General features: G+C 62.7%; 18 protein-coding genes, 1 tRNA gene and 1 pseudogene. 11 read left to right on the top strand and 9 right to left on the bottom strand.

Features of this window, described 5'->3' with window-relative positions:
* A pseudogene (locus Q0331_RS00970) lies at positions 1-1,045 on the bottom strand (malate synthase G); the annotation flags it as partial.
* A 515-nt stretch (positions 1,046-1,560) separates the two neighbouring features.
* Here Q0331_RS00970 and aceA point away from each other — a divergent pair.
* Entirely contained in the window at positions 1,561-2,856 is a 1,296-nt protein-coding gene (gene aceA, locus Q0331_RS00965; protein WP_298074071.1) for an isocitrate lyase, read from the top strand.
* A gap of 183 nt (positions 2,857-3,039) precedes the next feature.
* Positions 3,040-4,557 carry an acetate metabolism transcriptional regulator RamB gene (gene ramB, locus Q0331_RS00960; RefSeq protein ID WP_298074069.1) on the top strand — a complete coding sequence of 506 codons (1,518 nt, stop codon included), beginning with the start codon at positions 3,040-3,042 and terminating at the stop codon, positions 4,555-4,557.
* Positions 4,558-4,593: 36 nt separating this feature from the next.
* On the opposite strand, the gene Q0331_RS00955 is transcribed toward ramB, so the two are convergent.
* Together Q0331_RS00955 and lpdA are read right to left on the bottom strand one after the other, a co-directional pair.
* A complete protein-coding gene (locus Q0331_RS00955) occupies positions 4,594-5,697 on the bottom strand; it encodes a hypothetical protein (protein ID WP_298074066.1) in 1,104 nt (367 codons plus the stop codon).
* A 187-nt stretch (positions 5,698-5,884) separates the two neighbouring features.
* Positions 5,885-7,315, bottom strand: a complete 1,431-nt coding sequence (gene lpdA / locus Q0331_RS00950) for a dihydrolipoyl dehydrogenase (protein ID WP_298074064.1) — start codon at positions 7,313-7,315, stop codon at positions 5,885-5,887.
* Between the two features lie 403 nt (positions 7,316-7,718).
* On the opposite strand from lpdA, the gene Q0331_RS00945 reads away from it, so the two are divergent.
* The 3 genes from Q0331_RS00945 (at position 7,719) to Q0331_RS00935 (ending at position 11,960) form a co-directional block, all read left to right on the top strand.
* Positions 7,719-8,951 (top strand): alpha/beta hydrolase family protein, encoded by a 1,233-nt coding sequence (locus Q0331_RS00945; RefSeq protein ID WP_298074062.1) that lies wholly within the window; start codon positions 7,719-7,721, stop codon positions 8,949-8,951.
* A gap of 134 nt (positions 8,952-9,085) precedes the next feature.
* On the top strand, positions 9,086-10,666 hold the full coding sequence (locus tag Q0331_RS00940; RefSeq protein WP_298074060.1) for a M1 family metallopeptidase: 1,581 nt from the start codon (positions 9,086-9,088) through the stop codon (positions 10,664-10,666).
* Positions 10,667-10,697: 31 nt separating this feature from the next.
* Positions 10,698-11,960, top strand: coding sequence for a hypothetical protein (locus Q0331_RS00935; protein WP_298074058.1), 1,263 nt, complete (start codon positions 10,698-10,700; stop codon positions 11,958-11,960).
* Here Q0331_RS00935 and Q0331_RS00930 read toward each other — a convergent pair.
* A complete protein-coding gene (locus tag Q0331_RS00930) occupies positions 11,957-13,297 on the bottom strand; it encodes an MFS transporter (RefSeq protein WP_298074056.1) in 1,341 nt (446 codons plus the stop codon). The two genes, Q0331_RS00935 and Q0331_RS00930, sit on opposite strands and share 4 nt — an antisense overlap.
* A gap of 135 nt (positions 13,298-13,432) precedes the next feature.
* Between Q0331_RS00930 and Q0331_RS00925 the strand changes: the two genes are divergently transcribed.
* Positions 13,433-15,610 carry an acyl-CoA dehydrogenase family protein gene (locus tag Q0331_RS00925; protein WP_298074054.1) on the top strand — a complete coding sequence of 726 codons (2,178 nt, stop codon included), beginning with the start codon at positions 13,433-13,435 and terminating at the stop codon, positions 15,608-15,610.
* On the opposite strand, the gene Q0331_RS00920 is transcribed toward Q0331_RS00925, so the two are convergent.
* Positions 15,611-15,772, bottom strand: coding sequence for a hypothetical protein (locus Q0331_RS00920; protein ID WP_298074052.1), 162 nt, complete (start codon positions 15,770-15,772; stop codon positions 15,611-15,613). It abuts the gene before it with no gap.
* Between the two features lie 39 nt (positions 15,773-15,811).
* Here Q0331_RS00920 and Q0331_RS00915 point away from each other — a divergent pair, with 39 nt between their 5' ends.
* The 4 genes from Q0331_RS00915 to Q0331_RS00900 all read left to right on the top strand — a co-directional run bounded on the left by Q0331_RS00915 (position 15,812) and on the right by Q0331_RS00900 (position 20,617).
* Positions 15,812-17,149 (top strand): histidine kinase, encoded by a 1,338-nt coding sequence (locus Q0331_RS00915; protein WP_298074049.1) that lies wholly within the window; start codon positions 15,812-15,814, stop codon positions 17,147-17,149.
* Entirely contained in the window at positions 17,146-17,856 is a 711-nt protein-coding gene (locus Q0331_RS00910) for a response regulator transcription factor (protein ID WP_298074047.1), read from the top strand. The genes Q0331_RS00915 and Q0331_RS00910 overlap by 4 nt, the downstream gene beginning before the upstream one ends.
* 264 nt (positions 17,857-18,120) lie before the next feature.
* Positions 18,121-19,479, top strand: coding sequence for an amino acid permease (locus Q0331_RS00905; protein WP_367274944.1), 1,359 nt, complete (start codon positions 18,121-18,123; stop codon positions 19,477-19,479).
* 157 nt (positions 19,480-19,636) lie between these two features.
* Positions 19,637-20,617 (top strand): diaminopimelate dehydrogenase, encoded by a 981-nt coding sequence (locus Q0331_RS00900; protein WP_298074043.1) that lies wholly within the window; start codon positions 19,637-19,639, stop codon positions 20,615-20,617.
* A 97-nt stretch (positions 20,618-20,714) separates the two neighbouring features.
* On the opposite strand, the gene Q0331_RS00895 is transcribed toward Q0331_RS00900, so the two are convergent.
* The 3 genes from Q0331_RS00895 to Q0331_RS00885 form a co-directional block, all read right to left on the bottom strand.
* The gene (locus Q0331_RS00895) at positions 20,715-20,999 is read right to left on the bottom strand and encodes a hypothetical protein (RefSeq protein ID WP_298074041.1); all 285 of its coding nucleotides are present in this window, start codon (positions 20,997-20,999) and stop codon (positions 20,715-20,717) included.
* A gap of 216 nt (positions 21,000-21,215) precedes the next feature.
* Positions 21,216-21,291: transfer RNA gene (locus tag Q0331_RS00890), tRNA-Thr, on the bottom strand.
* 83 nt (positions 21,292-21,374) lie between these two features.
* A complete protein-coding gene (locus Q0331_RS00885) occupies positions 21,375-22,622 on the bottom strand; it encodes a DNA polymerase III subunit delta' (protein ID WP_298074039.1) in 1,248 nt (415 codons plus the stop codon).
* 76 nt (positions 22,623-22,698) lie between these two features.
* On the opposite strand from Q0331_RS00885, the gene Q0331_RS00880 reads away from it, so the two are divergent.
* A complete protein-coding gene (locus tag Q0331_RS00880) occupies positions 22,699-24,231 on the top strand; it encodes an adenylate/guanylate cyclase domain-containing protein (RefSeq protein WP_298074037.1) in 1,533 nt (510 codons plus the stop codon).
* Here the strand turns inward: Q0331_RS00880 and Q0331_RS00875 are convergent.
* Positions 24,228-25,130 (bottom strand): CoA transferase, encoded by a 903-nt coding sequence (locus Q0331_RS00875; protein ID WP_298074035.1) that lies wholly within the window; start codon positions 25,128-25,130, stop codon positions 24,228-24,230. The two genes, Q0331_RS00880 and Q0331_RS00875, sit on opposite strands and share 4 nt — an antisense overlap.
* Between the last annotated feature and the right edge of the window lie 17 nt (positions 25,131-25,147).

Genomic DNA, 25,147 nt, shown 5'->3' with positions numbered 1-25,147 from the left:
GGTGGCCAACGTTACGCACGAACAGCAGGGAACGACCATGCAGACGCAGCTCCTCGCCATCGCGGGAGGTAAACACACGATCCTCGTTGAGCTTACGGGTGAAGGTCTTGCCGCCCTTCTGAACTTCCTCGGTGAGGTTGCCGGTGTTCAGGCCCAACCAGTTGCGGTAGCCCAGGGTCTTATCGGTTGCGTCGACAGCGGCGACGGAGTCCTCGAAGTCCATGATGGTGGAGACTGCGGATTCGAGGTTCAGGTCCTTCACACCAGCCTTGTCGGTCTTGCCGATCGGGGACTCCGGGTCAATCTGGATGTCGATGTACAGCCCGTTGTTGTACAGCAGGATGTCGGTCGGGTTGGCCTTGTCGCCGCCGAAGCCTGCGTAGACCTCCGGGTTGCGCAGGTGCACATCGTTGCCGTCGATGGTGGCGGTCAGCTGGCCGGACTCAACGGCGTACTTGGTGACGTCCTTGTGGGAGCCGGACTCCAGCGGTACAACGCGGTCCAGGAACTCGCGACCCCACTCGATGACCTTGTCACCACGGACCTTGTTGTAACCGGTGCCCTTCTCCTGGCCGTTTTCCTCAGAGATAGCATCGGTGCCGTACAAAGCGTCGTACAGGGAACCCCAGCGGGCGTTCGCCGCGTTCAGCGCGAAGCGGGCGTTCAGGATCGGCACCACCAGCTGCGGGCCGCCGGTCGTGCCGACCTCCGGGTCGATGTTCTGGGTCGTAATCTCAAAGTCGCCCGGCTCGTCGACCAGGTAGCCGATTTCCTTCAGGAAGGCCTTGTACTCCTCCGGATCCTGAGCACCCTTGTGGTCGGCGTACCAGGCGTCCATCTTCTTCTGCAGCTCGTCGCGAGTGTTCAGCAGCTCGCGGTTGCGCGGGGTGTACTCCTCGACGATCTTGCCGAAGCCATCCCAGAACTTCTCCTGCTCCTCGGCGGAATCCTTGCCGATGGCGGGAAGCACCTCAGTGTTAACAAAATCGTAGAGAGTCTTGGCAACCTGAAGGCCGCCGGCTGTTACGCGCTCGGTCTGGGTCATAGTGACGTGGCTCCTCACATATCAATCGATTTACCTACTTAAAGGTCTCTACCCTCAAAGACTAGGTGAGTTCCCTCACGATCGGTATGAAGTTGGTCATAGATCGCACTCTGCCCACCCCCACCGACGGGGGCTATCGGGCAAGGTTGTTCCTCTTTTTCTTTTTGACGCCACGATTCAACCCGTGGCGCACCACACCTATAAGCGCAGCAAGAGAGCCACATCACGTTCAATCGTTAAGGCGTCACTTAGAAACAGTGTGGAGAAAATCTTTACAAGATTCACAAAAAGGAGAGCCACCCCCACACAGAAATATCCGCCTGACCGGCATTGACGTGGTTATTTAGGTTGGTACTCTCGTAGGTAGAGACACGGAACGCAGACTTCACCTAGGCTGCACTGAAGAGTGCTGTCGAGGTCCTCGAATATGCGGCTCGGTGTCCCCCCCGCCAGGAACCCCCGGGCAGGGACCAAGACATAACTCTCCCCTTAATTAGTAAGGAAGTGACCCCTACATGTCGAACGTCGGCAAGGCACGTACCGCTGAAGAAATCCAGAAGGACTGGGACGAGAACCCCCGCTGGGCTAACGTCGAGCGCGATTACACCGCAGAGCAGGTCGCTGAGCTGCAGGGCACCGTTGTTGAAGAGCACACCCTGGCACGCCGCGGCGCTGAGATCCTGTGGGAAGCAGTCAACAAGGATGACGACTCCTACATCAACGCCCTGGGCGCCCTGACCGGTAACCAGGCCGTTCAGCAGGTCCGCGCAGGCCTGAAGGCTGTTTACCTGTCCGGTTGGCAGGTTGCAGGTGACGCTAACCTGTCCGGCCACACCTACCCCGACCAGTCCCTGTACCCGGCGAACTCCGTTCCGTCCGTTGTTCAGCGCATCAACAACGCGCTGTCCCGCGCAGACGAGATCGCTCGTGTTGAGGGCGACACCTCCGTTGACAACTGGCTGGTTCCGATCGTTGCCGACGGCGAGGCTGGCTTCGGTGGCGCACTGAACGTTTACGAGCTGCAGAAGGCCATGATCAAGGCCGGCGCTGCAGGTACCCACTGGGAGGACCAGCTGGCCTCCGAGAAGAAGTGTGGCCACCTGGGCGGCAAGGTCCTGATCCCGACCCAGCAGCACATCCGCACCCTGAACTCCGCACGTCTGGCAGCTGACGTTGCCAACACCCCGACCCTGGTTGTCGCTCGTACCGACGCTGAGGCTGCTACCCTGCTGACCTCCGACGTTGACGACCGCGACAAGCCGTTCCTGACCGGCGGCCGTACCGCTGAGGGCTTCTACAACGTGCAGAACGGCATCGAGCCCTGCATCGCCCGTGCGAAGGCATACGCTCCGTACGCTGACCTGATCTGGATGGAGACCGGTACCCCGGACCTGGAGCTGGCTAAGAAGTTCGCTGAGGCAGTCCGCGAAGAGCACCCGGACCAGCTGCTGGCTTACAACTGCTCCCCGTCCTTCAACTGGTCCGCACATCTGGACGACGACACCATCGCCAAGTTCCAGAACGAGCTGGGCGCAATGGGCTTCAAGTTCCAGTTCATCACCCTGGCTGGCTTCCACGCTCTGAACTACTCCATGTTCGACCTGGCTTACGGCTACGCCCGCAACCAGATGTCCGCATTCGTCGACCTGCAGAACCGCGAGTTCGACGCTGCCAAGGAGCGCGGCTTCACCGCTGTGAAGCACCAGCGTGAGGTCGGTGCTGGCTACTTCGACAAGATCGCCACCACCGTCGACCCGAACTCCTCCACCACCGCCCTGAAGGGCTCCACCGAGGAGGGCCAGTTCCACTAAGCCGCTTGCTTCCAAGCGCTAGGAACTAGCTGCGCGGGCTGAAAAACCCGCACACTGCTAGGGCTCGGTCAGCACGAGAGTGCTGGCCGAGCCCTTTCTCTTTTCTGACAAACGGCTACTACGGATAAAGCCAATGGCAACTTCACCCATGCCCCAAAGCCTCCGAATATACTGGTGAGCACCATGGGAAAACCGACTGAACGCAGATCTGCACGCCCCCCTGCACGCAACTCAGAGCGCGATATCGAGCGTCCCTTCGTCGGCTCCCGCCTTCGCCAACTACGCAAGGAACGCGGAATCTCCCAGGCTCGCCTCGCGGAGATCTTGGACCTCTCCGCCAGCTACGTGAACCAGATCGAGCACGACGGGCGCCCTCTTACCGCCGCCGTGTTGGAACGCATCACCGCCGCCTTCGGCGTCGACCCGACCTTCTTCGCCGACCAAGACTCCACTCGCCTGCTAGCGGAAATACAGGATGCCACCCTAGATCCAGAAATCAGCCCCACCCCGGCTGACGTAACCGAGCTCGCAGCACTGGTGAAGAACCACCCGGACCTGGCACGTGCCTTCGTGGATCTTCACTCCCGCTATCGCAACGTCTCGGATACCCTCTCGCTGCTCACCGAGGAGCGCGTGCAAGGCTCTGCCATCCTCTCCATCACGCCCAAAGGTGAGCTCTTCGGCCGGGCCTCCGGGCCAGAGGCGTTCTCCATGCCGCACGAGGAAGTCCGCGACTTCTTCTACGCCAGGCAGAACTACATCGATGTTCTGGATGTAGCGGCGGAGAAGTTGGCGTCCAAAATAAACATCGGGGCGAACCAGATACACCACACAGAACAGATCATCGCCGAACGGCTCCAACAGGTGCACCACGTGCAGGTGATCTATTCGCGCGACCTGGGCGACACGCAGCACAAGTTCGACCCGAAGCAAAAGACACTCCACGTGTCGGCGAAGATGCGCCCCGGGCAGATCGCGTTCCGGCTAGCCACCGAGCTGGCGTTCCTCGAGGCCGGAACGACCATCAGCTCGCTGGTGGAGCTGGGTCACTTCCAGTCCGAAGAATCCCGCGCTCTCGCCCGGCGCGGCCTGGCCAGCTACTACGCCGCAGCGCTACTACTGCCCTACCGGCAGTTCCATAGTTCCGCGGAGGAATCGCGCTACGACCTGGAGTTCCTCATGCGCGAATACGGCGTGGGCTACGAGACTGTCTGCCACCGCCTCTCCAGCCTGCAGCGCCCCAGCCTGCGCGGTGTGCCCTGGACCTTCGTGCGCGTGGACCGTGCGGGCAACATGTCCAAGCGCCAGTCGGCGACGGGCCTGCACCTTTCGAACTCCGGCGGCACGTGCCCGCTGTGGAATGTGTACGAGACGTTTAGCTACCCGGGCAAGATCATGCGGCAGATCGCGCAGATGCCAGACGGGAGAACCTACCTGTGGATCGCGCGCACCGTGAACCACCACCGTGCGGCATGGGGCCAGCCGGGGAAGATGTTCGCCATCGGTTTGGGCTGTGAGCTGCGGCACGCCGACCGGACGGTGTATTCGGACGGACTGGACCTAGAGGACACGTCCGCGGCGGTGCCGATCGGCTCCGGTTGTCGTCTGTGCCCGCGCGATAACTGCCCACAGCGCGCATTCCCGCCGATCCACCGCTCGCTGGAGATCGACCCGCACCGTTCGAGTGTGTCCCCCTACTAGTTCGTCCCCCTACTAGTTCGTGCCTCCCAACTAGCGCTAGTCGCCGTCGAAAAGCCCGACGATCTGCCTGCGCTGTAGCTCTCTGCGGTTATATGTAGCCTCGCGCACCGATTCGTCGGTATCGAAGCTCGAGCCCAGGGCCCCGCCGAGGGTGCCTAGTGACGCCGCAAACCATGCCAGCGTCAAATAATCCAGCGGCGTGATAGTGGAGTTCACTCGGCTTTCGAAGAAGGGCACCGGCACAACGGCGGCGCTGACCAGCAGCATCGTTAGGTAGATCAGGGCATACACGCCGGTTGCCGAAATCAGTACTGTGCCGATGGTGGCCAGATTATCCATCCGGGCGCGCCACCACTCGACGCTGTCGGAGGAAGCCTGTGTGGAGGTTGCATCGGCGCCGACGCTCAACACGGACGGTTCCGCCTTACGGCTATAACCCCCGTTCCACAGGCCGTTTTTGTAGATCAACCAGAAGGTCAGCAGGGTTATGGAAAGGATAGTGATCATGATCTGCCGCCACGAGCTGATCAGGTAGGACATCTCCCACACCGAACCGTAAAAGATGCCGAAGCCGCCGGTGGCCACGCCCGTGGCCAGGCAGCTGGAGAGCACCTTGATCAACTGGCCGGGGCGGTTACCGCGGATCATTCCCAGCAGCAGGCGCAGGGTGCGCCCACGGCCTTCGAGTACGCGGGTGGTATCGGCCTCTACGTCGCCGCCCTCGATCTCGTCTACGCCCTTTTCGCGCTGGCCAGCTCCGGCGTGCTTGCCACAGACCAGGCGCGACAGCTCCTGCCGCAGGCCCTCCTTGGCCCGCAGCAGGCCGAAGGCGGGCAGGCACAGCATGGTGGCCTTGCCCTGCTCGACGGTCTGGCTGATTACCGGCCTGCGGGTGGTCAGTGGCAGGTCGGTGACGTACACCAGCCGGTCCCAGCCGTAGTCGCGCAGGATTCCGGGGGCGGTGTCGGCGAGGCGGACGTTGCCGAACTCGTCCATCGGCAGCGTTCCGGTGCGGAATTCGAGGATGGGTTTGGTCCCGGAGACGTGATTCTCCGAGGCCTTAGCGAGCTGTTGGAGCATGGCGCGCACGCGCACCGCTGGCAGTCCTCGGTCTGCCAGCAAGCCAATCTTCTCTGGCAAGTCTGGGCACCAATCGTGGCAGGGGGGGAGGGATTCGGAGGGATTTGCTCGAAATCCTACTCTACCTGCGTCTTAACAGGGAAATGCTGGCCGTTAAACGCAAAACCGGCCCGCGCCCCTTCTGGGGGAGCTTCCAGGAGAAGCTTCCGGTACAGGCGCGGGCCGGCCAGTGAGCCGATGAACCTTCTTAGAGGTTGATCATGTGGCCGCCGGCGATGCCGTGAGCGGCCTCCTTCATAGCCTCCGATAGGGTCGGGTGCGTGTGAACGTTGCGGGAGATCTCCTCGGCCGTCAGGTCGAAGCGCTGTGCCAGGGTCAGCTCCGGCAGCAGTTCGGAGACATCCGGGCCGACCATGTGGGCGCCCAGCAGCTCGCCGTATTCAGCGTCTGCCACCAGCTTCACAAAGCCCACTGCGTGGCCCAGGCCCTGTGCCTTGCCGTTGGCGGTGTAGGGGAAGGTGGCGACCTTCACCTCGCGGCCTTCCTCCTCTGCCTGCTTCTTGGCGGCTTCCTCGGTGTAGCCGAAGGATGCTACCTGCGGAGAGCAGAAGGTAGCTCGCGGCATCATCTGGTAGTCGCCGAGCAGTTCGGTCTCCTCGCCCGCGATAATCTCGGCGGCAACCACGCCCTGTGCTTCGGCAACGTGTGCCAGCTGCAGCTTAGCGGTGACGTCACCGATGGCGTAGATGTGCGGAACGCTGGTGCGCATCTCGTCGTCGATGTCGATCGCACCGCGCTCGGTCAGCTTCACGCCGGTGTTCTCCAGGCCGAAGCCCTCCACACGGGGAGCGAAGCCGATTGAGACCATCACGCGGTCTGCCTTCAGGGTCTCGGTCTTGGAGCCGTCGGCGGACTCGATGTCCACCTCCACGCCCTTGCCTTCGCCCAGGTCGCGGACAGCAGTGGTCTTGTGACCAGTCTTCAGAGTTACGCCCAGCTTCTTGTACTGCTTGGCGATTTCCTTGGAAACGTCCTTGTCCTCATTCGGCAGGACGCGGTCCATGAACTCTACGACGGTGATGTCCACACCAAAGTTGGACAGCACGTAGGCGAATTCCATGCCGATGGCGCCAGCGCCGATAATGACCATAGAGTCCGGCTTGTTCTCGTCCAGGATCTGCTCTTCGTAGGAGACGATGTTGCCGCCCAGCTCTACGCCCGGCAGGGACTTCACAACGGAACCGGTGGCGATGATGCAGTTGTCGAAGGTGATGGTCTTGCCTGCGTCGTCACCGTCGGAGACCTCGATGGTCTTGTCGTCAACAAAGTTGCCGCGGCCGTGGATCTCCTGAATCTTGTTCTTCTTCATCAGGTAGTGCACACCCTTGACGATGTTGCCCGAGACCTTGCGGGAGCGCTGGTGCGCAACCTTAAAGTCCATCGAGATGTTGTCGCCGGTAATGCCGTAGGTCTTGGCTTCCTTGGTGATGGTGTGCGCAAGTTCGGCGTTGCGGATCAGCGCCTTCGAGGGGATGCAGCCCACGTTGAGGCATACGCCGCCCCAGTACTGCTTTTCGATAACGGCGGTCTTCAGACCCAACTGAGCGGCACGAATCGCCGCCACGTATCCGCCAGGGCCTGCTCCGAGTACTACTACGTCAAAATGTTCTTTAGCCACAAGCCCCAAGGGTACTTAATGTTTGTCGCTCGTGTTTAGTGAGCTCCGTCTGGCTCTTGGTCTCTAGGTCTTCCTCTTTCTCTTTCTTATTGACGCCATTCCTCCTCCCATAGTGCCCACCTCAGCCTTCCAATTAACTTCCACACCACTTGCCCCCAAAGGAAACACCCCCGCTTTCGGGTTCAATAGAGAAAGTTTTTCCTCCTTTGGGTTCCCAAAATTCTCGCGGATTGGGTAAAGTCTCGTGTGTCCTTAGAGATTTGCTGTGGATTTCTTGAATATTCCCCGAATATCCGCCGAAAACGCCCTGCAGGTCTTTTTCACACATTCGACTGAGCACCTCACGCCCCGGGCAAGAATTACTGACGTTTCCCCCAGCGTGCCCCACAGAAGGATCAATTCTATGAAGCGAAGCATCGTCCGCACTCTCGCCGCTGCCACGGCTGCGATCGCCCCGTTCGCAACCGTCGCGGTCACCGCACCGGCCGCTCAGGCCGCTAGCGTCTCCGCCACCCAGAAGGCAGACGGCATCGCGCCGGCAACGCTGAAAATGAACTCCACGACTCCGAACCAGCCGGAGGATTCCACCACGTGGCGTAAGAACATCAAGTACTGGAACAACCAGGGCTTCGACAACGTGCAGGAAGTCTCCGCGTACTCCCCGTCGATGAAGCGCCACATCCCGCTGGTCGTCATCCAGCCGAAGGACAAGGCAAAGCGTGACAACGCCCCGACCCTGTACATGCTGAACGGCGCAGACGGTGGCGAGGGCATTGCCAACTGGATCCGTCAGACCGACATCGTCACTTACTACGGCGGTAACGATGACGCGAACAAGGGCACTGTCAGCCCGGGCATCGGCGCCAACATCGTGATCCCGATGAGCGGTGCGTTCTCCTACTACACTGACTGGGTCACCGAGCCGAACACCCCGTACATCAAGGGGCCGCAGAAGTGGGAGACCTTCCTGACCCGCGAGCTGCCGCAGGCCATTGAGCCGGCCCTGAAGGCTAACGACAAGCGCGCCATCGCTGGCATGTCCATGACCGGCACCACCTCCCTGCTGTACGCGCAGCACCACCCGGGCTTCTACGACTCCGTCGGTGCCTTCTCCGGCTGTGCCGCAACCACCACTGGCCTGACCCCGCAGTTCATCAACCTGGTTCTGAACCGCGGTGGCACGGACTTCACCAAGATGTGGGGGCCGGTAAACGGTGAGGTTGCCCGCAACAACGATGCTCTGATCAACGCTGAGAAGCTGCGTGGCCAGAAGAACATCTACGTCTCCACTAGCTCCGGCTTCCCCGGCGAGCACGATATGCCGTGGTCCGAGCGGGTGAACGGCCAGCTGTCCTCCGCAGCTCAGGTGATCTTCGAGGGCGCTGTCATCGAAGGCGCCACTAACGCCTGCACCCGCGACCTAGAGCGCAAGACCAGGGCGCTGAACATCCCGGTGAACTACAACTTCCGCCCGGCAGGCACCCACCAGTGGGGCTACTGGCAGGACGACCTGCGCGGCTACTGGGGCGACCTGGTTGCCGGCCTGGGCACGGGCGCCAAGCGCCCGCCGCTGGAGCCGACCAAGCCGATCTCCCCGGAGGACTTCTGGGAAGGTTCCACCGCGGGCTCCCGCTAGTTCTGGATTGCCGTTCCAGCCCGGTGCTCTTTCGCAGCGCCAAGTAGCCGCATAACCAGATAAAACACCACTTCCCCCGCCACAGACCACCTCCGTGGCGGGGGTTGTCCTATGCAGATAGTAGTGTGCCTTACATGAAGCAATCCCAACATCAGCCTCGCCCTTTCCGCAGCTCCCCCATCGCCGGAGCTCGGGATGCCTACACGGGCGTGGACTTCAACCTCGGGTTCCACGTGCTGCGCTACGACCTACAGTTGGACTACGACGTTGAACCCAACCACCTGCGCGGCGTGGCCCGCCTGGCGGTCGAGAACTACCGTCCCCTGAAAACCATGACGTTGGACCTGGCCAACAACTTGGCTGTCAACCGCGTGGAGGTCGCCGGCCACGGCGCGGCTGCCAACAACGGGGCAATGAAGATCCGTCGCTTCCGGCACAACGGCAACAAGCTAACGATCACTTTCGCAGACGAGATTGCCGAGGATCAGTCCTTCGACCTGACCATCAAATACGGCGGCTACCCGCGCCCGCTGCGCTCCAAGTGGGGCGAGGTCGGCTGGGAGGAAACCGACGACGGAGCCCTGGTGGCAGGCCAGCCCAATGGCGCCCCCAGCTGGTTCCCCTGCGACGATACGCCGGACGAGAAGGCAATGTTCCGCGTGGCCATCACCGCCCACCGGGACATCACCGCCATCGCCCACGGCACCTTGGTGGAGCAATACAACAAGGGCAACAACACCACCCGGGTGTTTGAAACCAATTACCCGATGGCCACCTACCTGGCTGCGGTGTACGTCGGCCCCTTTAGGCGGATTGATTTCCGCAGCGCGGAGCTCGGTCGCAAGACCGTCCCGGTGTTCGGCTGGCTCCCCGAGGGCACGGAGCACGCCAAGCGGGTCCGCGAGCTGGTCAACGAGGATTTCGGCCAGCAGACGGAGATGGTCGAGGTCTATTCGGAGCTCTTCGGCGCCTACCCCTTCCCGGAGTACTCCGTGGTGGTCACGGACGAAGAGATGGAGATCCCCCTCGAAGCCCAGGGCATGAGCATGTTTGGCTGCAACCACGCCGACGGCAAGCACACCTGGGAGCGCCTAATTGCCCACGAGCTATCCCACCAGTGGTTCGGTAACTCCGTCGGTCTAGTTGAGTGGCGGGATATTTGGCTCAACGAGGGCTTCGCCTGCTACTCCGAGTGGCTGTGGTTCGAAAAGTCTCAAGGCATCCCCGCCGCCCACCATGCATGGGCGCACCACCAGGCGCTCGCGGAGAAGCCGCAGGACATCCTGCTGATCGACCCCGGTGCGGAAGACATGTTTGACGACCGGTTGTACAAGCGCGGAGGTGTGACCGTCCATGCCCTGCGCGTGCTGCTGGGTGACGGGGCTTTCTTCGACATGGTCAAGCGCTGGACCACGCAGCACCGCATGGGGCTGGTGGAAACTCGCGACCTGGAGAACCTGGCAAACACCGTCGCCGAAGAAAACGGTGTGGCCCGAAGTGAGGTGCAGGGGCTGTTCGACCGCTGGTTGCGTCACCAAGAACTGCCCGACTTCCCCGGCGGCGAGGGCATCGAGCTCAGCGAGGAACAGCTGCGCGACCTGCCTGCGGGACCTGCCGCGGAAATGGTCGATGCCTCCGGGCCGGCGCGTGCCGTGGATGCGCTGAAGCGCGTCGGGCAGCGGCTCGGCGAGCTCGGCGAAAGGCTGCAGGACTAGCCCCCCTCTGGGCCGTCGGACGGGTTAACTAATGCGCGCCATATCGCTAGCCACAGTCTTCGTAGCCATCGCCGGTTACCTGGTGATTTGGGTTGCCAACAAGGGGCTGACCACCGCCGGGTACGAAGACTTCATGGTCTACTGGTCGCTGTTCTTCGCGATGACGGGCGTGCTGGATGGGCTGATGCAGGAGACCGCCCGGGCCGTCTCCACCCGGCGCGCAGCGATGGATGCCTCGCAGGCTGGCACTACGCGGGCAGGCACCCCGCGCCCGTTCGCACTGACAAGCTACATCGCCCTGGCTATCGGTCTGATAACACTCGTCACTGGACCGCTGTGGATCGGCCAACTCGTGCCCGACCTGACCGGGTGGGGGCTGGTTCTCATAGCCGTCGGCCTGGCCTGCTATGCCTTCCAAGCGACGGTCTGCGGGCTGCTGTCCGCCAACCACTCGTGGCCGAGCTTCGCCTGGTTGATGGCCATCGATTCCGGGGTGCGGCTGGCGCTGGCCATCGCCGCGTGGGCTCTGGGCTGGCAGTTGCTGGCCTTTCTATTCGTCACGGTCATCGGCGCGGCCACCTGGCTGCTGATTCTCGCCTGCTCCCCCGCTGCTAGAGCCACCCTGCGCGACCGGGCGGACGTGCCCACCCGCCCGTTTCTCTCGCGCACGGTCAAGGCCATGATCGCTTCGGGCGCGAACGCCGTGATGATCACCGGCTTCAGCGTACTGCTGCGCTACACCTCGGGCGCGGACGTGGGCCCCGGTGCGCTCGCCGCCACCATCACCGCTATCACGCTCACGCGCGCGCCGATCCTGGTGCCCCTCCAGCGCTTCCAGCCTGCGCTTATCGTGCACTTCACGAAACACCGCAAGCGCGTCCTGCGCGCCGCCGCGCTGCCCATAGCCGCCGTGGGAGCCGTCGCAGCCATCGGAGGTATTGCCGCCTACTTCCTCGCCGCGCCACTGATGGGGCTATTTTTTGACGCCGCCGTTATCTCCTCCCCAGCCACCCTCGGTTGGCTCACGCTCGTCTCCGGGGCTACGGCCATCCTGATGATCAGCGGCTCGGCAGCGCTTGCGGCGGATCGCCACAACCTCTACACCGCCGGGTGGCTGATTGCGATTATCCTGTCGACGGCGGTGCTCATGCTGGACTACTCCCCCGATACGCGCGCCATCTGGGCTCTGGCAGTCGGTCCGAGTGTGGGCGCGGCGGTGCAGCTGGGCGTGCTCGCGCTTGCTGCCCAAAGCACCGCCCAAGCCCCCGCTCAGACAAGGGAAACCGAAGCCTAGTCCCGCTGCTGCTCCGGGGTGGGAATGAACTTCTTGGAAGTCAGCGTCACCAAAATAAGACCAATAAAGGCAATGACCGCACCGAAGCCCAACATCTCGGTGTAGGTGAACCAATCTTTCAGGCGCGACAAGATCATCGGGAAGAAGAATCCGATGTAGGTGATTGTGTAGAAAAAGGCGGTGAGCCCGCCGAGGTCATCGGCGCTGGCGATTCGCTGTACTTCCGTCAGGCCGGTGATCAGGCACACGCCATAGCCGGTGCCCAGGATGAGGCCGACGGCGACCGTTCCGGCCAGCGAGCCGACGTGAGCGGTCCAGGCTGCAACGACCATGCCGATGATCACCAGTACCAGGCCGATCTGCTGGGCCTGGGAGTTATTTGGGTTGATGTACTTGGTGGAAACCTGCTGGATGCCAAAGCCACAGGCCAGCGCGATGGCTGTGATGCCAGCCGAAAAGGCGATGGGGTAAGGAACCTGATCCTGCGCCAGGCTCGGCATGATCGCATAGGCCACGCCCGCGCAACCGAAGACCCACGGCGCGATAGGAATCACGGCGGTGAGGAAACGCGGGTGACGCAGAGAGGGCACCTTGAGGTCCGACCAGAAGGAGCCCTCCATCTTGAGGTGTGCGTTCTGGCGGGTCTCCGGCACACCGAGGATTCCGATCATGGAGACGGCGCACAGCAGGATGCTGAGGATGTAGGGGGTCTGGCCCGGAGCGGGACCCCATTCCGCCAGCACGCCCGCCAGCGCGGCACCGACGGCGAATCCCAAGGTCAGAGACATGGTTGCGCGGCGGGCACCGGAACCCTCCTGCGCACTGGGGTCGAACGTCGGGGTAGAAAGCTCCTTGATCCACGCACCGCCTGCGGTCATCACAATGCCAACGGCAAAGCCGCTGAGCAGACGACCGGTGAAGATCAGTGGCTCATTCATTTCACCGGCGGCGATGAGGACACTGCCGACAAGGCTGATGATCGGGGCGGGAAGCATGACGACGCGGCGGCCGTAGCGGTCCGAAAGCGGGCCGCACAGCAGCAGGCCCGCTGCGATGCCGGCGGCGTAGCAGGCCAGGAGGGCATCGACGAAGACGGAGCCGAAGACGTTCTCACCCCGGTAGAAGACCATCATCGGGGTGAACTCGTTGCCCGCGTAGGCAACCGCCAGCACGGCGAAGGCAACCAGCAACCAGTACTTCTTCTCCGCGCGGGTCTTCGCCCCGCGAGTGGAAGGCGCTACCTTGCGGCTGCGCATGGCGTTGCTCTGCTTGCTCTGCTCGTTCTGCTCGGGCGTATCCACTTCCCGGTGATTCTCGTCAAATGTGTCCTCGGCCATAGGGGCAAGCCTAGTCACCCGGTAGGAGACCACCAACGCAACGCTGCAGCTACTACGCTCTGTCCAATGATTTAGTCATAGATTTATTAGCAAATTTTCGAGTTGCGGATCACACTCTTGCGTATCATTAATTTCATGTCACCAAACAATTCCGAGAACACAACCGAAAACATCGCAACGACTGATAGCTCGGTCACATCGAGCCCAGCCGATGGAATTGCTGACAAGTCTGGAAACAAACTCCGCCGCTCCACCTCGGCGCCCAAGACCTTGTCCACGGCTCCAACCGCTGAAGCGCAGGCGTCAATAGCAAAGGCTCTGCAGACCGTCCTCGACGGCGACTTCCCGGAAGCACGCGAGGAAACCCGCGGCCTGCTGGCAGACCCAGATATCCTGCCACGCACCGACCTAGACCTAGAGCAGTCCCGTGCCCGCACCACCGAGCACCTGCAGCGTGTGCTCGAATCCGGCATGCCGAACCACGCCTTCCGCGCCGACCAGGGCGGCACGGGAGAAACCGGCCGCTGCCTGACCTCCATCGAGATGCTGGGGCACGCCGACCTGTCGCTCATGGTGAAGTCCGGAGTGCAGTGGGGCCTGTTCGGCGGCGCCGTCGGCAACCTGGGAACCGAGCGCCACCAGGAGATAGTGGGGAAGCTGATGAACCTCGAGGCTCTCGGTTGCTTCGCCATGACCGAACGCGGGCACGGCTCCGACGTACAGCAGCTGGAGACCACGGCGACCTATGACGCGGAGACGCAGGAGTTCATCATCAACTCCCCCACCGCCTCTGCCGAGAAGTGGTTTATCGGCAACGCCGCACGCGACGGCCGCTGGGCGGCAGTGTTTGCACAGCTCATTGTCCCCGACGCTAAGAACGCGACCGAGGCTGGCGACGACGCGCAGGCCGAATCGCAGGGCGTGCACTGCCTGCTGGTGCGCATCCGCGAAGACGACGGCTCCCCCATCGACGGCGTACGCATCGGCGACCACGGCCACAAGGGCGGGCTGAAGGGCGTGGACAACGGCACCATCAGCTTCGATAACCACCGCGTGCCCCGCGAGGCGCTGCTGAACCGCTTCGCCGACGTAGACGAGGCCGGCAACTACACCTCCCCCATTGAAAACCCGAACCGCCGCTTCTTCACGATGCTCGGAGCCCTGGTGCGCGGGCGCGTGACCGTGGGAGCTGCCGCAGGCGCGGCCGCCCGCACCGCGCTAGACATCGCTGTGACGTACGCGAACCTGCGGCGTCAATTCGCTCCCGACGATTCGCTACCCGAAAACCGCCTAATCGAGCACCGTTGGCACCGCCTGCGCCTCATCCCGCGCGTGGCCCGCGCCTACGGCCTGCAGTTCGCCACGAACAAGCTGATCGCGCGCGTGCACGAGTTGGACCAGCGGGGCGTGGAGCCGACCGAATACACCAAGGAACAGCAGGCCGACCAGCGAGAAGTTGAAGCGCACGCCGCAGCGTTGAAGGCCGCCAACACCGCACACGCCACCGACACGATCCAGGAGGCCCGCGAGGCCTGCGGCGGCGCGGGCTACATGGCCGAGAACCTGCTGACCACGCTGAAGGCGGACTCGGATGTGTTCACCACCTTCGAGGGCGACAACGTAGTGATGATGCAGCTGGCAGGGAAGGAGCTGATGACGGGCTTCGCCAAGGAGCTCGGCGGCCTGAATCCGATGGAGATGGTGCGCTTCGGCCTGGATAGCTTCGGCAACCTGCTGCGCCGGCGAACCGCCGCGGACGCGCTGATCCAGAACCTGGTGGATACGTTCAGCGACTCCGAGGAGACCTCGCTGTTCGATCCGGCCTACCAGATCAACCTGCTGAGCGAGCGGGAGGATCGCCTGATGCGCTCCCTCGCCCGCCGCCTGCGCCCCGCCCGCAAGATGGATGTGGACGAGGCGGCGAAGGTGGTCGACCGCGCGCAGGATCACCTGCTGGCCGTCGGCTGGGCGCACGTGGATCGCATCATCTTCGAGGCCTTCTTGGATGCAGAGTCCAAGTTGGATTCGGAAGACGCGCAACGAGTACTGGAGCAAGTGCGTCTGGTGTACTTCCTCAGCTGCATTGTGGACAACGCCAGCTGGTACTTGGAGCAAAACCTGCTGACGGGTACTCGCACCAAGGCCGCCCGCGCAGCGCTGAACGACCTTGTAGATTCCCTGGGCCCCTGGTCGCAGACGCTGGTGGACGCTTTCGGCATCCCGGACCACATCACGGATCTGAAGCTGATGGAGGGCTACGAGGCGATGGTTCCCAAGTACGAGTCGGACCCGGCCGTGGGGCAGGCAGGGTAGCTACTCGGCCTCTTCGGACTGCGCGATGGCGTAACCGGCAAAGCTAAAGATAATGGCTAGCGCCGCACCTACCAGCGGGTTAGCCATCGCAACACCGGCGGCCACGCCAAACGTAGAGCCAACCATGGGGTAGGTCCATTCTTTCTCTGTGTAAGAAGCCATGTTCTGTGTCCTTTCCGTTGTGAGATGCTTACGCCATCCATGGTGCTGGCAAAGGAAGCTCCCGAAAAGGGCATCTGGGAAACACGGTACGAAAGTAGACTCCGACCTATCGATTATGTGAAGGAAGCTGTGGCCATCAAAGAGCAAGCACCGCAGGATGTATCCACGAAAACTCCACTCGTGGTGTTTGCCCTGTGCGCTCTCACCTTTGCTTCCAGCCTCGCGCTCGCACCCGATGCCCTGTCCATCGCCCTGGTTCTTGTGGCACTTGGGTTTTGCTTAGCGACCGCGCTAGGCATGCGTTATCCGCGCTGGGCAACTGCGCTCTTCCTTCTCACCTTCAGCGCTGCGATGCTGCTGCAAGTAGATGAGTTTCCCGCATTCGTCTTCCTTGCACCCTTCTTCTGTGGCGTAATCGCCTTTTCGGGAAAACGCCTGCTTACCACCGCAGTTACCCTCAGCGCGTTCGTGCTGGGCACCCTTGACCCTACAGTCACCTCCCCGCGAGACTATCTGGAAAGCCTCGCCCCTTCGGCGGTGTTCGCCTGGCTGATTTTCCTCCTCCTCGGAACCGGCGCAGGATGGCTCATCGGCTACCTGGATCGCAGAAACGCTTTCCTTAACGACAGCTGGGAAGCAGACCTCGAACGCACCCGCCAGGACCTGGCGGAGACCCTCCACGATTCCGTGGCCGGCCCCTTGACCTCTGTGGTTATGCAAGCGGAGACGATGGAGCTACAGCTAGACGCGGAACCCGATTCGCACCTGGACAGCGAAACCATGCGCAAAAATCTGAATGCCATCGCCGACAATAGCCGGGAGGCGATGGCACAGAGTCGCAAACTCCTCGACCTCCTCCGGTCGACGGAACAAGAATTATCGCATGCTAAGGCCCCCTCTCCCGGCCAGTCGCTATCGGCTTTCACCGAGCGGCTCAAGCCCCATGGCTTTCGGGTGGTCTTCACCCAGGGCTCTCCGGCAAAAGACTGGTTGGCAAACCCCTCCGCTGCCACGCCTGCCAATTCCATCAGCCAGAGCCAATGTGCCGCACTCCTCCCGCAAGAAACGCGACCGTGCATGCTGGTACACCGACTACTGATGGAGGGCGCGACCAACATTGTGAAGTACGCAGCTCCAGGCAGCCCCGTTGTGGTTGCTGTGGAAAACCCTACAAAAACCCATTCGCTGTGCATCTGGAACGAGGTGGCAAGAGACGGCACAGCTTCCTCTGCGCTCCCCGCCGACCTATCCTCCAATCTCGGCCTGGCCAACCTGCAACGCTGGGCCAAGCGAACCAAGAGCACGGTCAAGACAGAACAAGAAACCTACGGCTCGCGCACTTTTTGGCGGCTCAGCCTAAAGTCAGTATCACCATGAATAACGCCCCTGTCACACGAATCCTCGTAGTCGATGACGACGCCCGTGCGCTGACCGCCCTCCGCCACTACTTCTCTGTCGCCAAGGACATCGAGATCGTAGCCGAGGCCGAGAACGGCGCCGTCGCCCTCGAACAGATCGAGCGACTAGGGGGAGACCTCGACCTCGTGTTGGCGGACATCCACATGCCAGAGGTCGGCGGAATCGAGCTACTCCGCACCCTGCAATCTCAGGACAATCCCCCTGTGTTCGTCGCCATGACTTCCATGGACACCGACGAAACGATGCTGGAGATCCTCACCAGCGGCGGCGCGGGGTACATCATCAAAAGCGCCCGCCCCGTGCAATTCATCCAAGCCGTCCGGGACGCGATGAACGGCGGCACCGCCGTCTCCCCCGAGTGCCTTTCACGCCTCGTGGACTTTATCCCCGAACGCTCTGTTGGTGGGGCAGCTGTGCAGGCGGGGAAGTCGGCGTCACCAAATAAACAAGAGAAACCCGGCGCGGCGCCAGACCCGGATAGCATCCCGGAAGGCGAGCGCACCACCCTCCAACTTCTAGTCCAGGGGCACTCCAACGCGGAGATCGCGAAGGAGGCACTCTACGCGGAATCGACCGTGAAGAAGCACGTGTCTTCGCTGATGAAGCGCTTCGGGGTGGACTCGCGCCTGCGGCTCGCGATCAGCGCAATCCGCGCGGGGTACTAGCCGAAAACCCTTACGCGAGGTACGAACACCTGCGTTCTGTAGCGCCGAGGCTGATCCGAGTCTGGTTCAAGGCCGGTCCAAGGCTAGTCCAAGGCAGAGCCGCACCTGGCCAGGTCGTATTCTTAAGGAATGAGCTCTACCCCCTCCACCTCCCCAGATAACGCCAGTTCACACGCGAACTCGCGCACCGGCGATGACAAGCTAGGCAGTAACAAGCTAGGCGATGACAAGCTAGGCAACGGACTGAAGGTCCGCCACCTCACGATGATGGGCCTGGGCTCCACCATCGGCGCCGGGCTGTTCCTGGGCACCGGCGTGGGCATCGAGGCCGCCGGACCGGCCGTGCTGCTGGCCTACATTGTGGCGGGTTTCATCGCGATCCTCGTGATGCAGATGCTGGGCGAGATGGGCACCGTCATCCCCGCCTCCGGCTCGTTCTCCGAATATGCAGAACACGGCATCGGGCGCTGGGCTGGCTTCACTCAGGGTTGGATTTACTGGCTCGCCACGGTGGCGGTGCTCGGCGCCGAAATTACTGGTGCGGCGAGTTTTATGGGGGCATGGTTCGGTATTGACGCCTGGATCCCCGCCGCCGTATGCGTGATTTTCTTCGGCGTGGTGAACCTCCTGCAAATCCGTGCCTTCGGCGAGTTCGAGTTCTGGTTCGCGTTCATCAAGGTGGCGGTGCTAGTAGCCTTCCTGGTCATTGGGTTCCTGCTAGTCTTTGGTCTCCTGCCCGGGCATACCTTCATCGGCACTGAGGTGTTCACAGCCGACGGCTTTATGCCCAACGGGGTGGGCGGCGTGGCCACGGCGATTCTGGCTGTGGCCTTCGCCTTCGGGGGCATCGAGGTCGTGGCCATCGCCTCTGCGGAATCCGAGAATCCCCAGCGCTCACTGATCAACGCGGTGCGCTCCACCATCACCCGAATCTCGCTGTTCTACTTAGGTTCGGTGCTGGTGATCACCTTCCTACTCCCCCACTCTTCCCTAGGACAGGCGGAAAGCGCAGCCGATAGTCCCTTCACTAGGGTGCTGAATCTGGCCGGTATTCCGGGCGTGGTCGGTTTCATGGAAGCCATTATTGTTCTGGCGCTACTGTCTGCCTTCAATGCGCAGATCTACGCCTCCAGCCGCATGATGTTCTCCCTGGCTAATCGTCATGAGGCACCCCAAATTTTCACCCGTGTAGACCGTCGAGGCGTGCCCGTCGCCGCGATCATCCTCTCGGTGTGTTTGTCCATCGTGATGGTGGTTCTGAACTACCTGGATACCGGCTGGCTACTGACGTTTATGCTGAACTCCGCGGGTGCATCCCTGCTGATCGTTTGGACGTTCATCGTCGTCTCCCAGCTACGCCTGCGCCCCCGCCTGGAGCAGCAGGCGAGCGGAGCGTTGCCGATCCGCATGTGGGGCTACCCTTGGCTGACCATCGCCACGCTGGTTGTACTGGCAGGGCTGGCGTTGCTGATGCTGACGGATCCGGGTTCCCGGGTGCAGCTTTTCTCTGCAGCGACGATGTTTGCGATCTTGGTCGTGGCCAGCTTCGCCAACTCCGCCATCCGTGGGTTGAGCCCCTTCGAGAAACTGCCTCTGCCGGAAGTTTCCCGCCCCTCCCGCTAGCTCAGTCTCAATGCTTGCCTCCCCCCATAGAGCTCGCCATGGATACGCTAGCAGCACAGCAATCTGGATCTAAGTACGGTATCTAAATAAGGTTCCCCGCCTTCCCGTCGGGCGCATGTCCCGCCCACACGAGAATATCTAGAAAGGACTCCCCCGCATGATTCGCACCGCCATCATTGGCTATGGAAATCTGGGTCGCAGCGTTGAGAAGGTTATTGCCGACCAGCCCGACATGGAACTCGTCGGTGTGTTCTCCCGCCGCGATTCCCTCGATACGCAGGCCCGTGTTCTGCCAGCTGCGGACGTGGAAAAGCACAAGGATGAAGTAGACGTGCTCTTCGTCTGCCTGGGCAGTGCCACCGACGTGCCAGCGCAGGCCCCTGAACTGGCCAAGCACTTCACCACAGTCGATACTTACGACAACCACGGCGAGATCCCGAATTACCGGACGGTAATGGATAAGTCCGCGCAAGAGGGCGAGAACATTGCGATGATTTCCACCGGTTGGGATCCGGGCATCTTTTCCTTGAACCGTGTACTCGGCGGAGCGGTGCTGCCGGGAGCCGACCAGATGACGTTCTGGGGGCCTGGACTCTCGCAGGGTCACTCCGATGCGGTGCGTCGCGTGCCCGGCGTGGCCAAGGGCGTGCAGTACACCAAGCCAAATCCGGAGGCTATCGAAGCCGTGAAGCGAGGCGAGGGCGCGGACCTGAAGGCCAACGAGTGCCACCTGCGCCACTGCTTCGTGGTGGCGGAGGAAACCGGCGATGCGGCAGCGGATGAGAAATTGAAGGAGCAGATCCGCGAGGCAATCGTGACGATGCCGGACTACTTCGCGCCCTACGAGACGATCGTGGAGTTCATCTCCGAAGCTGAGTTCGAGCGCGACCACCAGGGCATGCCGCACGGCGGGCAGGTGATTACCCGCGGCCAGGCGGGCACTTCCGGTCACGTGATTGAGTTCGGCCTAGAGCTGGAGCGCAACCCCGACTTCACCGCTGCGGTGCAGGTGGCCTACGGCCGCGCCGCGTGGCGCATGCGCCAGGCTGGCGAGACGGGCGCCCGCACGGTCTTCGAGGTAGCACCTTACCTGCTTTCTGCAGAGCCTCTGGACGATCTGGTAGCCAAGAAGCTATAAGCCCCAACGCAAAACCCGACCTCCTCCTGCTGGCATTCCCGCAGGTTGGACGGTTTTTAGTGGAGCCGCTTACGAGAATCGCACTTCCGATACCGGGTTAAGAAAGACTGCCGTAGTATGGCGCGTCGGAGTTCTGAGCGCCAACTAGGCCGTAAATAACGGCCCAGATGAGTCCCAGCGGTGCAAAGAGGGGGAAGCGCAGCCAAGCCGGGGTGTTTTCCCAGATGGTGTTCACTGAGCCGAGCGGGGACTTGGTGTTCGGAGTTTCTGCAGCCTGTACTTGAGTGGTGGGGGTGTGGGTTTCGGCCTGGGCAGGTGTGGCGAGACACGCGGTGACGGTTGCGGCGGTAACACCAGCGATGAGCGACTTGCGAATCTTCATTGGGAGGAATCCTTTCTGAAGGAGTTCGGGTAGAGATGTGCAAAAACCTTCTTTGCCCCCGGGTGCGGTTCCATGGCTGATTGGACACAGACTCGTGAGCTTGGAAGTGCTTTGTCTAGCCAAACGCTTATAAGTGGCGAAACGTTAGCGGTCGCTAGCAATCACGAAGCAAAAATGTCCCACAGCAAACTGCCAAGAATGCTGTGGGACATCACATGGAGCCGCTTGCGAGAATCGAACTCGCGACCTTTTCATTACGAGTGAAACGCTCTGCCGACTGAGCTAAAGCGGCGCGTACATTAAGTACGAAGCGTAATCCTAGCCGACGCAAACCCTGAGCACCAAAACGCCATCTGGGGTTAGCCCGGATACCCGCTAGGCCACCCCACAGCACTGTTGCAGGCGCCCGGCCATCGCATCCAGCGCCACCTCCGGCCGCACGTTGTACCCCAGCACCTCGCGGCACTCCATCACAGCATCTATGCAGCTCACCAGAGCCGACGCACTATTACGCCGCGCTAGTTCCTTCGACGTCGCCGCCATGTCCGGGTGCTGGTGGCCGCCGACCGGCACGCCATCGCTATCCACCGCACCCGCGGCCTGCAGCATCGCGTCGCGGTACAGCCCGGCAATGTCGATCAGCGCCAGGTCAAGCGAGTCGCGAGTTCTTCTGGTGCGCCGGTTCTTCTGTTCTTTTTCTAGCTCTTTCATTCTTCCGGACGCCCCCCGCTGGGCCTTTGCAGCACCCTTGCCTTTCGCGCCCACGCCGAGGCTACTCTCCAGTTCCTCACGCTCCCGCTTATCCAGCTTTTCCAGCTCGCTAGCGGCCTCCTCCTCGGCTTTCTTCACCAGCTCGGAGGTGAAGCGGTACAGTGCGTTGGGTTCGTACACCAGCTGCGGCAGCTTCAGCGCGGTGGCGCGTTTAGTACGGGCGGCCTCGTCGCTGGCCAGGTGGCGAGCCCTTCCAATGTGTCCGGCCGAGACGTCGGCGGCCCACTGGGCTTGGGTTTCATTGAGGCTTAAGGTGGCGTCACTAAGCAAAACCCCCTTGACCGCCGCCGGCGAGGGAGTCGGCACATACACGTGGCGGCAGCGCGACCGCAGGGTGATCGCAATATCCGAAGGGTCGGTCGAGGGTGCGCACAGCAGGAAGACGGTGCGGGCGGGCGGCTCCTCGACGGACTTCAGCAAAGCGTTGGCGGCGGCATCGTTCAGGCGGTCGGCATCTTCCACAACCACCACGCGCCAGCGGGCGACGGTGGGCATGTTTGCGGCCTCGTGGATGGCACCACGGATCTCGTCGACCGTCAGTACCACGCCCGTGGTGGAGACCCACAGGATGTCCGGGTGCGTGCCCGCGGCGGCGCTACGGCACTGGTCGCACTCGCCGCAGCCGCCGTGCGGGCACACCAACGCGGTGGCGAAGACCTTCGCCGCGATGGATCGTCCCGAGCCAGGCGGGCCGGTAAACAGCCACGAGTGGGTCATCGCCTGCGGATCCTCCACCGCCCTTTGCAGCGGACGGCGGACAGATTCCGCGGTGATGCGCCCGAAAACCCCTGGCGCGTCTTCGGCGGCGGCCGGAGTGGTGGCCGTTGTGGCGGCCGGCGTGGTTTCCGTCATGGTTACTCAGTGTAGCTATCCACGAGGACAGGGCAGACGCACCCGGCGCGGGGCGGCGTGAGTTAATCTGAAGGGCATGAAACAACTGCTGCGCTACCTCTCGTGGGCCTGGGGAACCTCCTGGCCCCTGTACGCAGCAACCGTTCTGGCCACGAACGTCATCGGCGCAACCGCCGTGGCGACGTTCCTTCGCTTCTTCATCCCCCTGCCCGCCGCGCGCGAGCTGACGAGCCCGGATACCACCATCGCCTCGCTGTACCTGATCTACTTCGGGGTGGCTGTGGTCGCCGGCATCGCGATGACGTTGTACTTCTTCGCCCCCGTGCTGCGCTGGCAGCGCACGCCGCAGGCCTACGACCCGAACATGGTGCGCGACCTGGTGCTGCGCATTCCGTTGCTGCAGACAATCACGGGCATTGTGCTGTGGGGCATCGGGGTGGTGCTGTTCACCGTCGTGGCCTGGAGGCATAGCACTGAGTGGGGCATAACCGTCGGCGTGACGGCCACGCTCGGCGGCATGATGGTGAGCCTGATGACGTACATGGAGGCCGAGCGCCTGGTGCGCCCGGTCGCCGCGAAGGCGCTGGCCAAGGGCGCACCGGACCACTCGCGACTCTCCCCTCTTTCGCACCGCCTGATGACGACGTGGGCGCTGACCTCCGCCGTGCCCGTGCTGGGCATGGTACTGCTGCTCTTCGCTGCGGCCACCGAGTTCTACCCAGAAGACTCCGGCGGCATCATTCCGGCAATGCTGGCGCTGGCACTGACCACTCTGCTGACCGGCTTCATGGGAACCATGTTGTTCTCCATGGCTGTGGCCGACCCGATCCGCGAACTGCAATACGCCATCAACCGCGTGCGCCGCGGCAAGGTGAACACGGACGTGCGGATCTACGACTCTTCGGAGATCGGCGTGCTGCAGGCCGGCTTCAACGAGATGATGCGCGGTTTGCAGGAGCGCCAGCGGGTCTCGGATCTCTTCGGCCGTTACGTCGGCACCGAGGTTGCCCGCCGCGCGCTGGAGGAAAAGCCGGAGCTAGGCGGCGAAACGCGGCACGTGGCCGTGCTCTTCGTGGACGTGATCGGCTCCACCGGGTTTGCCACGGAGAAGGAACCGCAGCACGTGGTGAAGGCCCTCAACGAGTTCTTCGACCGCGTGGTGGAGGTCGTGCATGCCAACAAGGGCATCATTAACAAGTTCGAGGGCGATGCCGCGCTGGCTGTGTTCGGTGCACCTCTGCCGCTGGACGATGTGGCCGGCCACGCCCTGGCCGCTGCCCGCGAGCTGAAGGCGAAGCTGCAGGGGCTGGAGTTCGCGGCGGGAGTCGGCGTGGCCGCCGGGTCCGTCGTCGCGGGCCACATCGGCGCGAAGGATCGCTTCGAGTACACCGTCATCGGTGACGCTGTAAACCAGGCCGCTCGCCTGACGGATTTGGCGAAGAAGACCCCCGGGCAGGTGCTGACCAGTGCCGCGACCCTGCGTGCGGCTAACGAGGCCGAGCAGGCCCGCTGGACCATGATGAAGTCCGTGGAGCTGCGCGGCCGCCGCGAGATGACGCAGATTGCCCGCCCCATCCGCGCGACCTTGGCCGACCGTTCGGAGGCTTAGGCTCCGCGCCGTACTGCGGCGATGGGGAGGTTTCTTTTCGACGCCACCTCGTCCCACCACGCCGCCGTCTTCTGCCCCACTGCCGCGGCCAGCTGCTCGGCGGTGATCCCCTTGGATTGCAGCTGCTCGGCCGTGGTGCCTTCCGGCAGCAGGCCTTCGGCGTGCAGCGCCTCGATGAGGCCGACGAAGAAGTGCGGTTCCAGCGCGGCGATAGCCACCCAGCCCCCACACTCGGCCCGGTAGAGGCCGTAGCCCGGCAGCAGGCCACCCAGCAGCGTGTCCGGGCCGGTCAGGCGGAAGCGGGCGGGCGTGGCGAACTCCGTGGCCATGTCCGCCAGGGCGACCTCGTGGTAGCTGCCCTGGCCGGTGGCGCTAGCCTGCCACAGGGCTGCCAGCGCCTGCGAGACGGCGCGTTCTGCGCCCGCCAGGTCGGCGATGGGAACTACAGGCATGACGGGCTCATCGCCGTTGAAGGAAAGGGTGCCTGCGTGTGCTTCATAGGTTAGGTCGTGGCCGGCGACGTCGACGTGCTCGCCGGAGTGGCCGACGATCGCCACCTGCGCCAGGGACGGGTAGCGTGCGTGGAGGTCTTCCCAGCCGAGCCCCAGACGCTGCAGCGAGGCCGGACGGGAGCTGGTGAGCAGCAGATCCGCCTCTGCCAGCAGTTCGTGTAGTTCCTGCAGGCCAGATTCCTGCTTCAGGTCGATGCTGCGCACCTCCTGGCCCTCCACCAGGTGCTGGTAGTAGGGCTCGCAGTACAGGCGCATGGGGTCGGCGGCCTTGCCGGGGCCTTCGACCTTGATTACGGTGCCTCCGAGCTCATGCAGGCGCTTGGCGGCGACGGGACCGGGCAGGTTCGGAGCCAGAGTGACGACGGTGAAGTTCGGGAGCTGGTTCATGCTTATGAACGTATCAG

The organism is uncultured Corynebacterium sp., from assembly GCF_937999985.1.
Lineage (GTDB): Bacteria > Actinomycetota > Actinomycetes > Mycobacteriales > Mycobacteriaceae > Corynebacterium.
The sequence above is the reverse complement of the archived record's forward strand: the minus strand, read 5'-3'. Positions and strand labels throughout refer to the sequence as shown.

What these genes read in the sequence shown, in the direction of transcription:
- Q0331_RS00940 (WP_298074060.1), top strand. Translation starts at nt 9,086, where the DNA reads ATGAAGCAATCCCAACATCAGCCTCGCCCTTTCCGCAGCTCCCCCATC.
- Q0331_RS00930 (WP_298074056.1), bottom strand. Translation starts at nt 13,297, where the DNA reads ATGGCCGAGGACACATTTGACGAGAATCACCGGGAAGTGGATACGCCC.
- Q0331_RS00945 (WP_298074062.1), top strand. Translation starts at nt 7,719, where the DNA reads ATGAAGCGAAGCATCGTCCGCACTCTCGCCGCTGCCACGGCTGCGATC.
- Q0331_RS00885 (WP_298074039.1), bottom strand. Translation starts at nt 22,622, where the DNA reads ATGACGGAAACCACGCCGGCCGCCACAACGGCCACCACTCCGGCCGCC.
- Q0331_RS00915 (WP_298074049.1), top strand. Translation starts at nt 15,812, where the DNA reads ATGGTGCTGGCAAAGGAAGCTCCCGAAAAGGGCATCTGGGAAACACGG.
- Q0331_RS00880 (WP_298074037.1), top strand. Translation starts at nt 22,699, where the DNA reads ATGAAACAACTGCTGCGCTACCTCTCGTGGGCCTGGGGAACCTCCTGG.
- Q0331_RS00935 (WP_298074058.1), top strand. Translation starts at nt 10,698, where the DNA reads ATGCGCGCCATATCGCTAGCCACAGTCTTCGTAGCCATCGCCGGTTAC.
- Q0331_RS00905 (WP_367274944.1), top strand. Translation starts at nt 18,121, where the DNA reads ATGATGGGCCTGGGCTCCACCATCGGCGCCGGGCTGTTCCTGGGCACC.
- aceA (WP_298074071.1), top strand. Translation starts at nt 1,561, where the DNA reads ATGTCGAACGTCGGCAAGGCACGTACCGCTGAAGAAATCCAGAAGGAC.
- Q0331_RS00920 (WP_298074052.1), bottom strand. Translation starts at nt 15,772, where the DNA reads ATGGCTTCTTACACAGAGAAAGAATGGACCTACCCCATGGTTGGCTCT.
- Q0331_RS00910 (WP_298074047.1), top strand. Translation starts at nt 17,146, where the DNA reads ATGAATAACGCCCCTGTCACACGAATCCTCGTAGTCGATGACGACGCC.
- ramB (WP_298074069.1), top strand. Translation starts at nt 3,040, where the DNA reads ATGGGAAAACCGACTGAACGCAGATCTGCACGCCCCCCTGCACGCAAC.
- Q0331_RS00895 (WP_298074041.1), bottom strand. Translation starts at nt 20,999, where the DNA reads ATGAAGATTCGCAAGTCGCTCATCGCTGGTGTTACCGCCGCAACCGTC.
- Q0331_RS00900 (WP_298074043.1), top strand. Translation starts at nt 19,637, where the DNA reads ATGATTCGCACCGCCATCATTGGCTATGGAAATCTGGGTCGCAGCGTT.
- Q0331_RS00875 (WP_298074035.1), bottom strand. Translation starts at nt 25,130, where the DNA reads ATGAACCAGCTCCCGAACTTCACCGTCGTCACTCTGGCTCCGAACCTG.
- Q0331_RS00925 (WP_298074054.1), top strand. Translation starts at nt 13,433, where the DNA reads ATGTCACCAAACAATTCCGAGAACACAACCGAAAACATCGCAACGACT.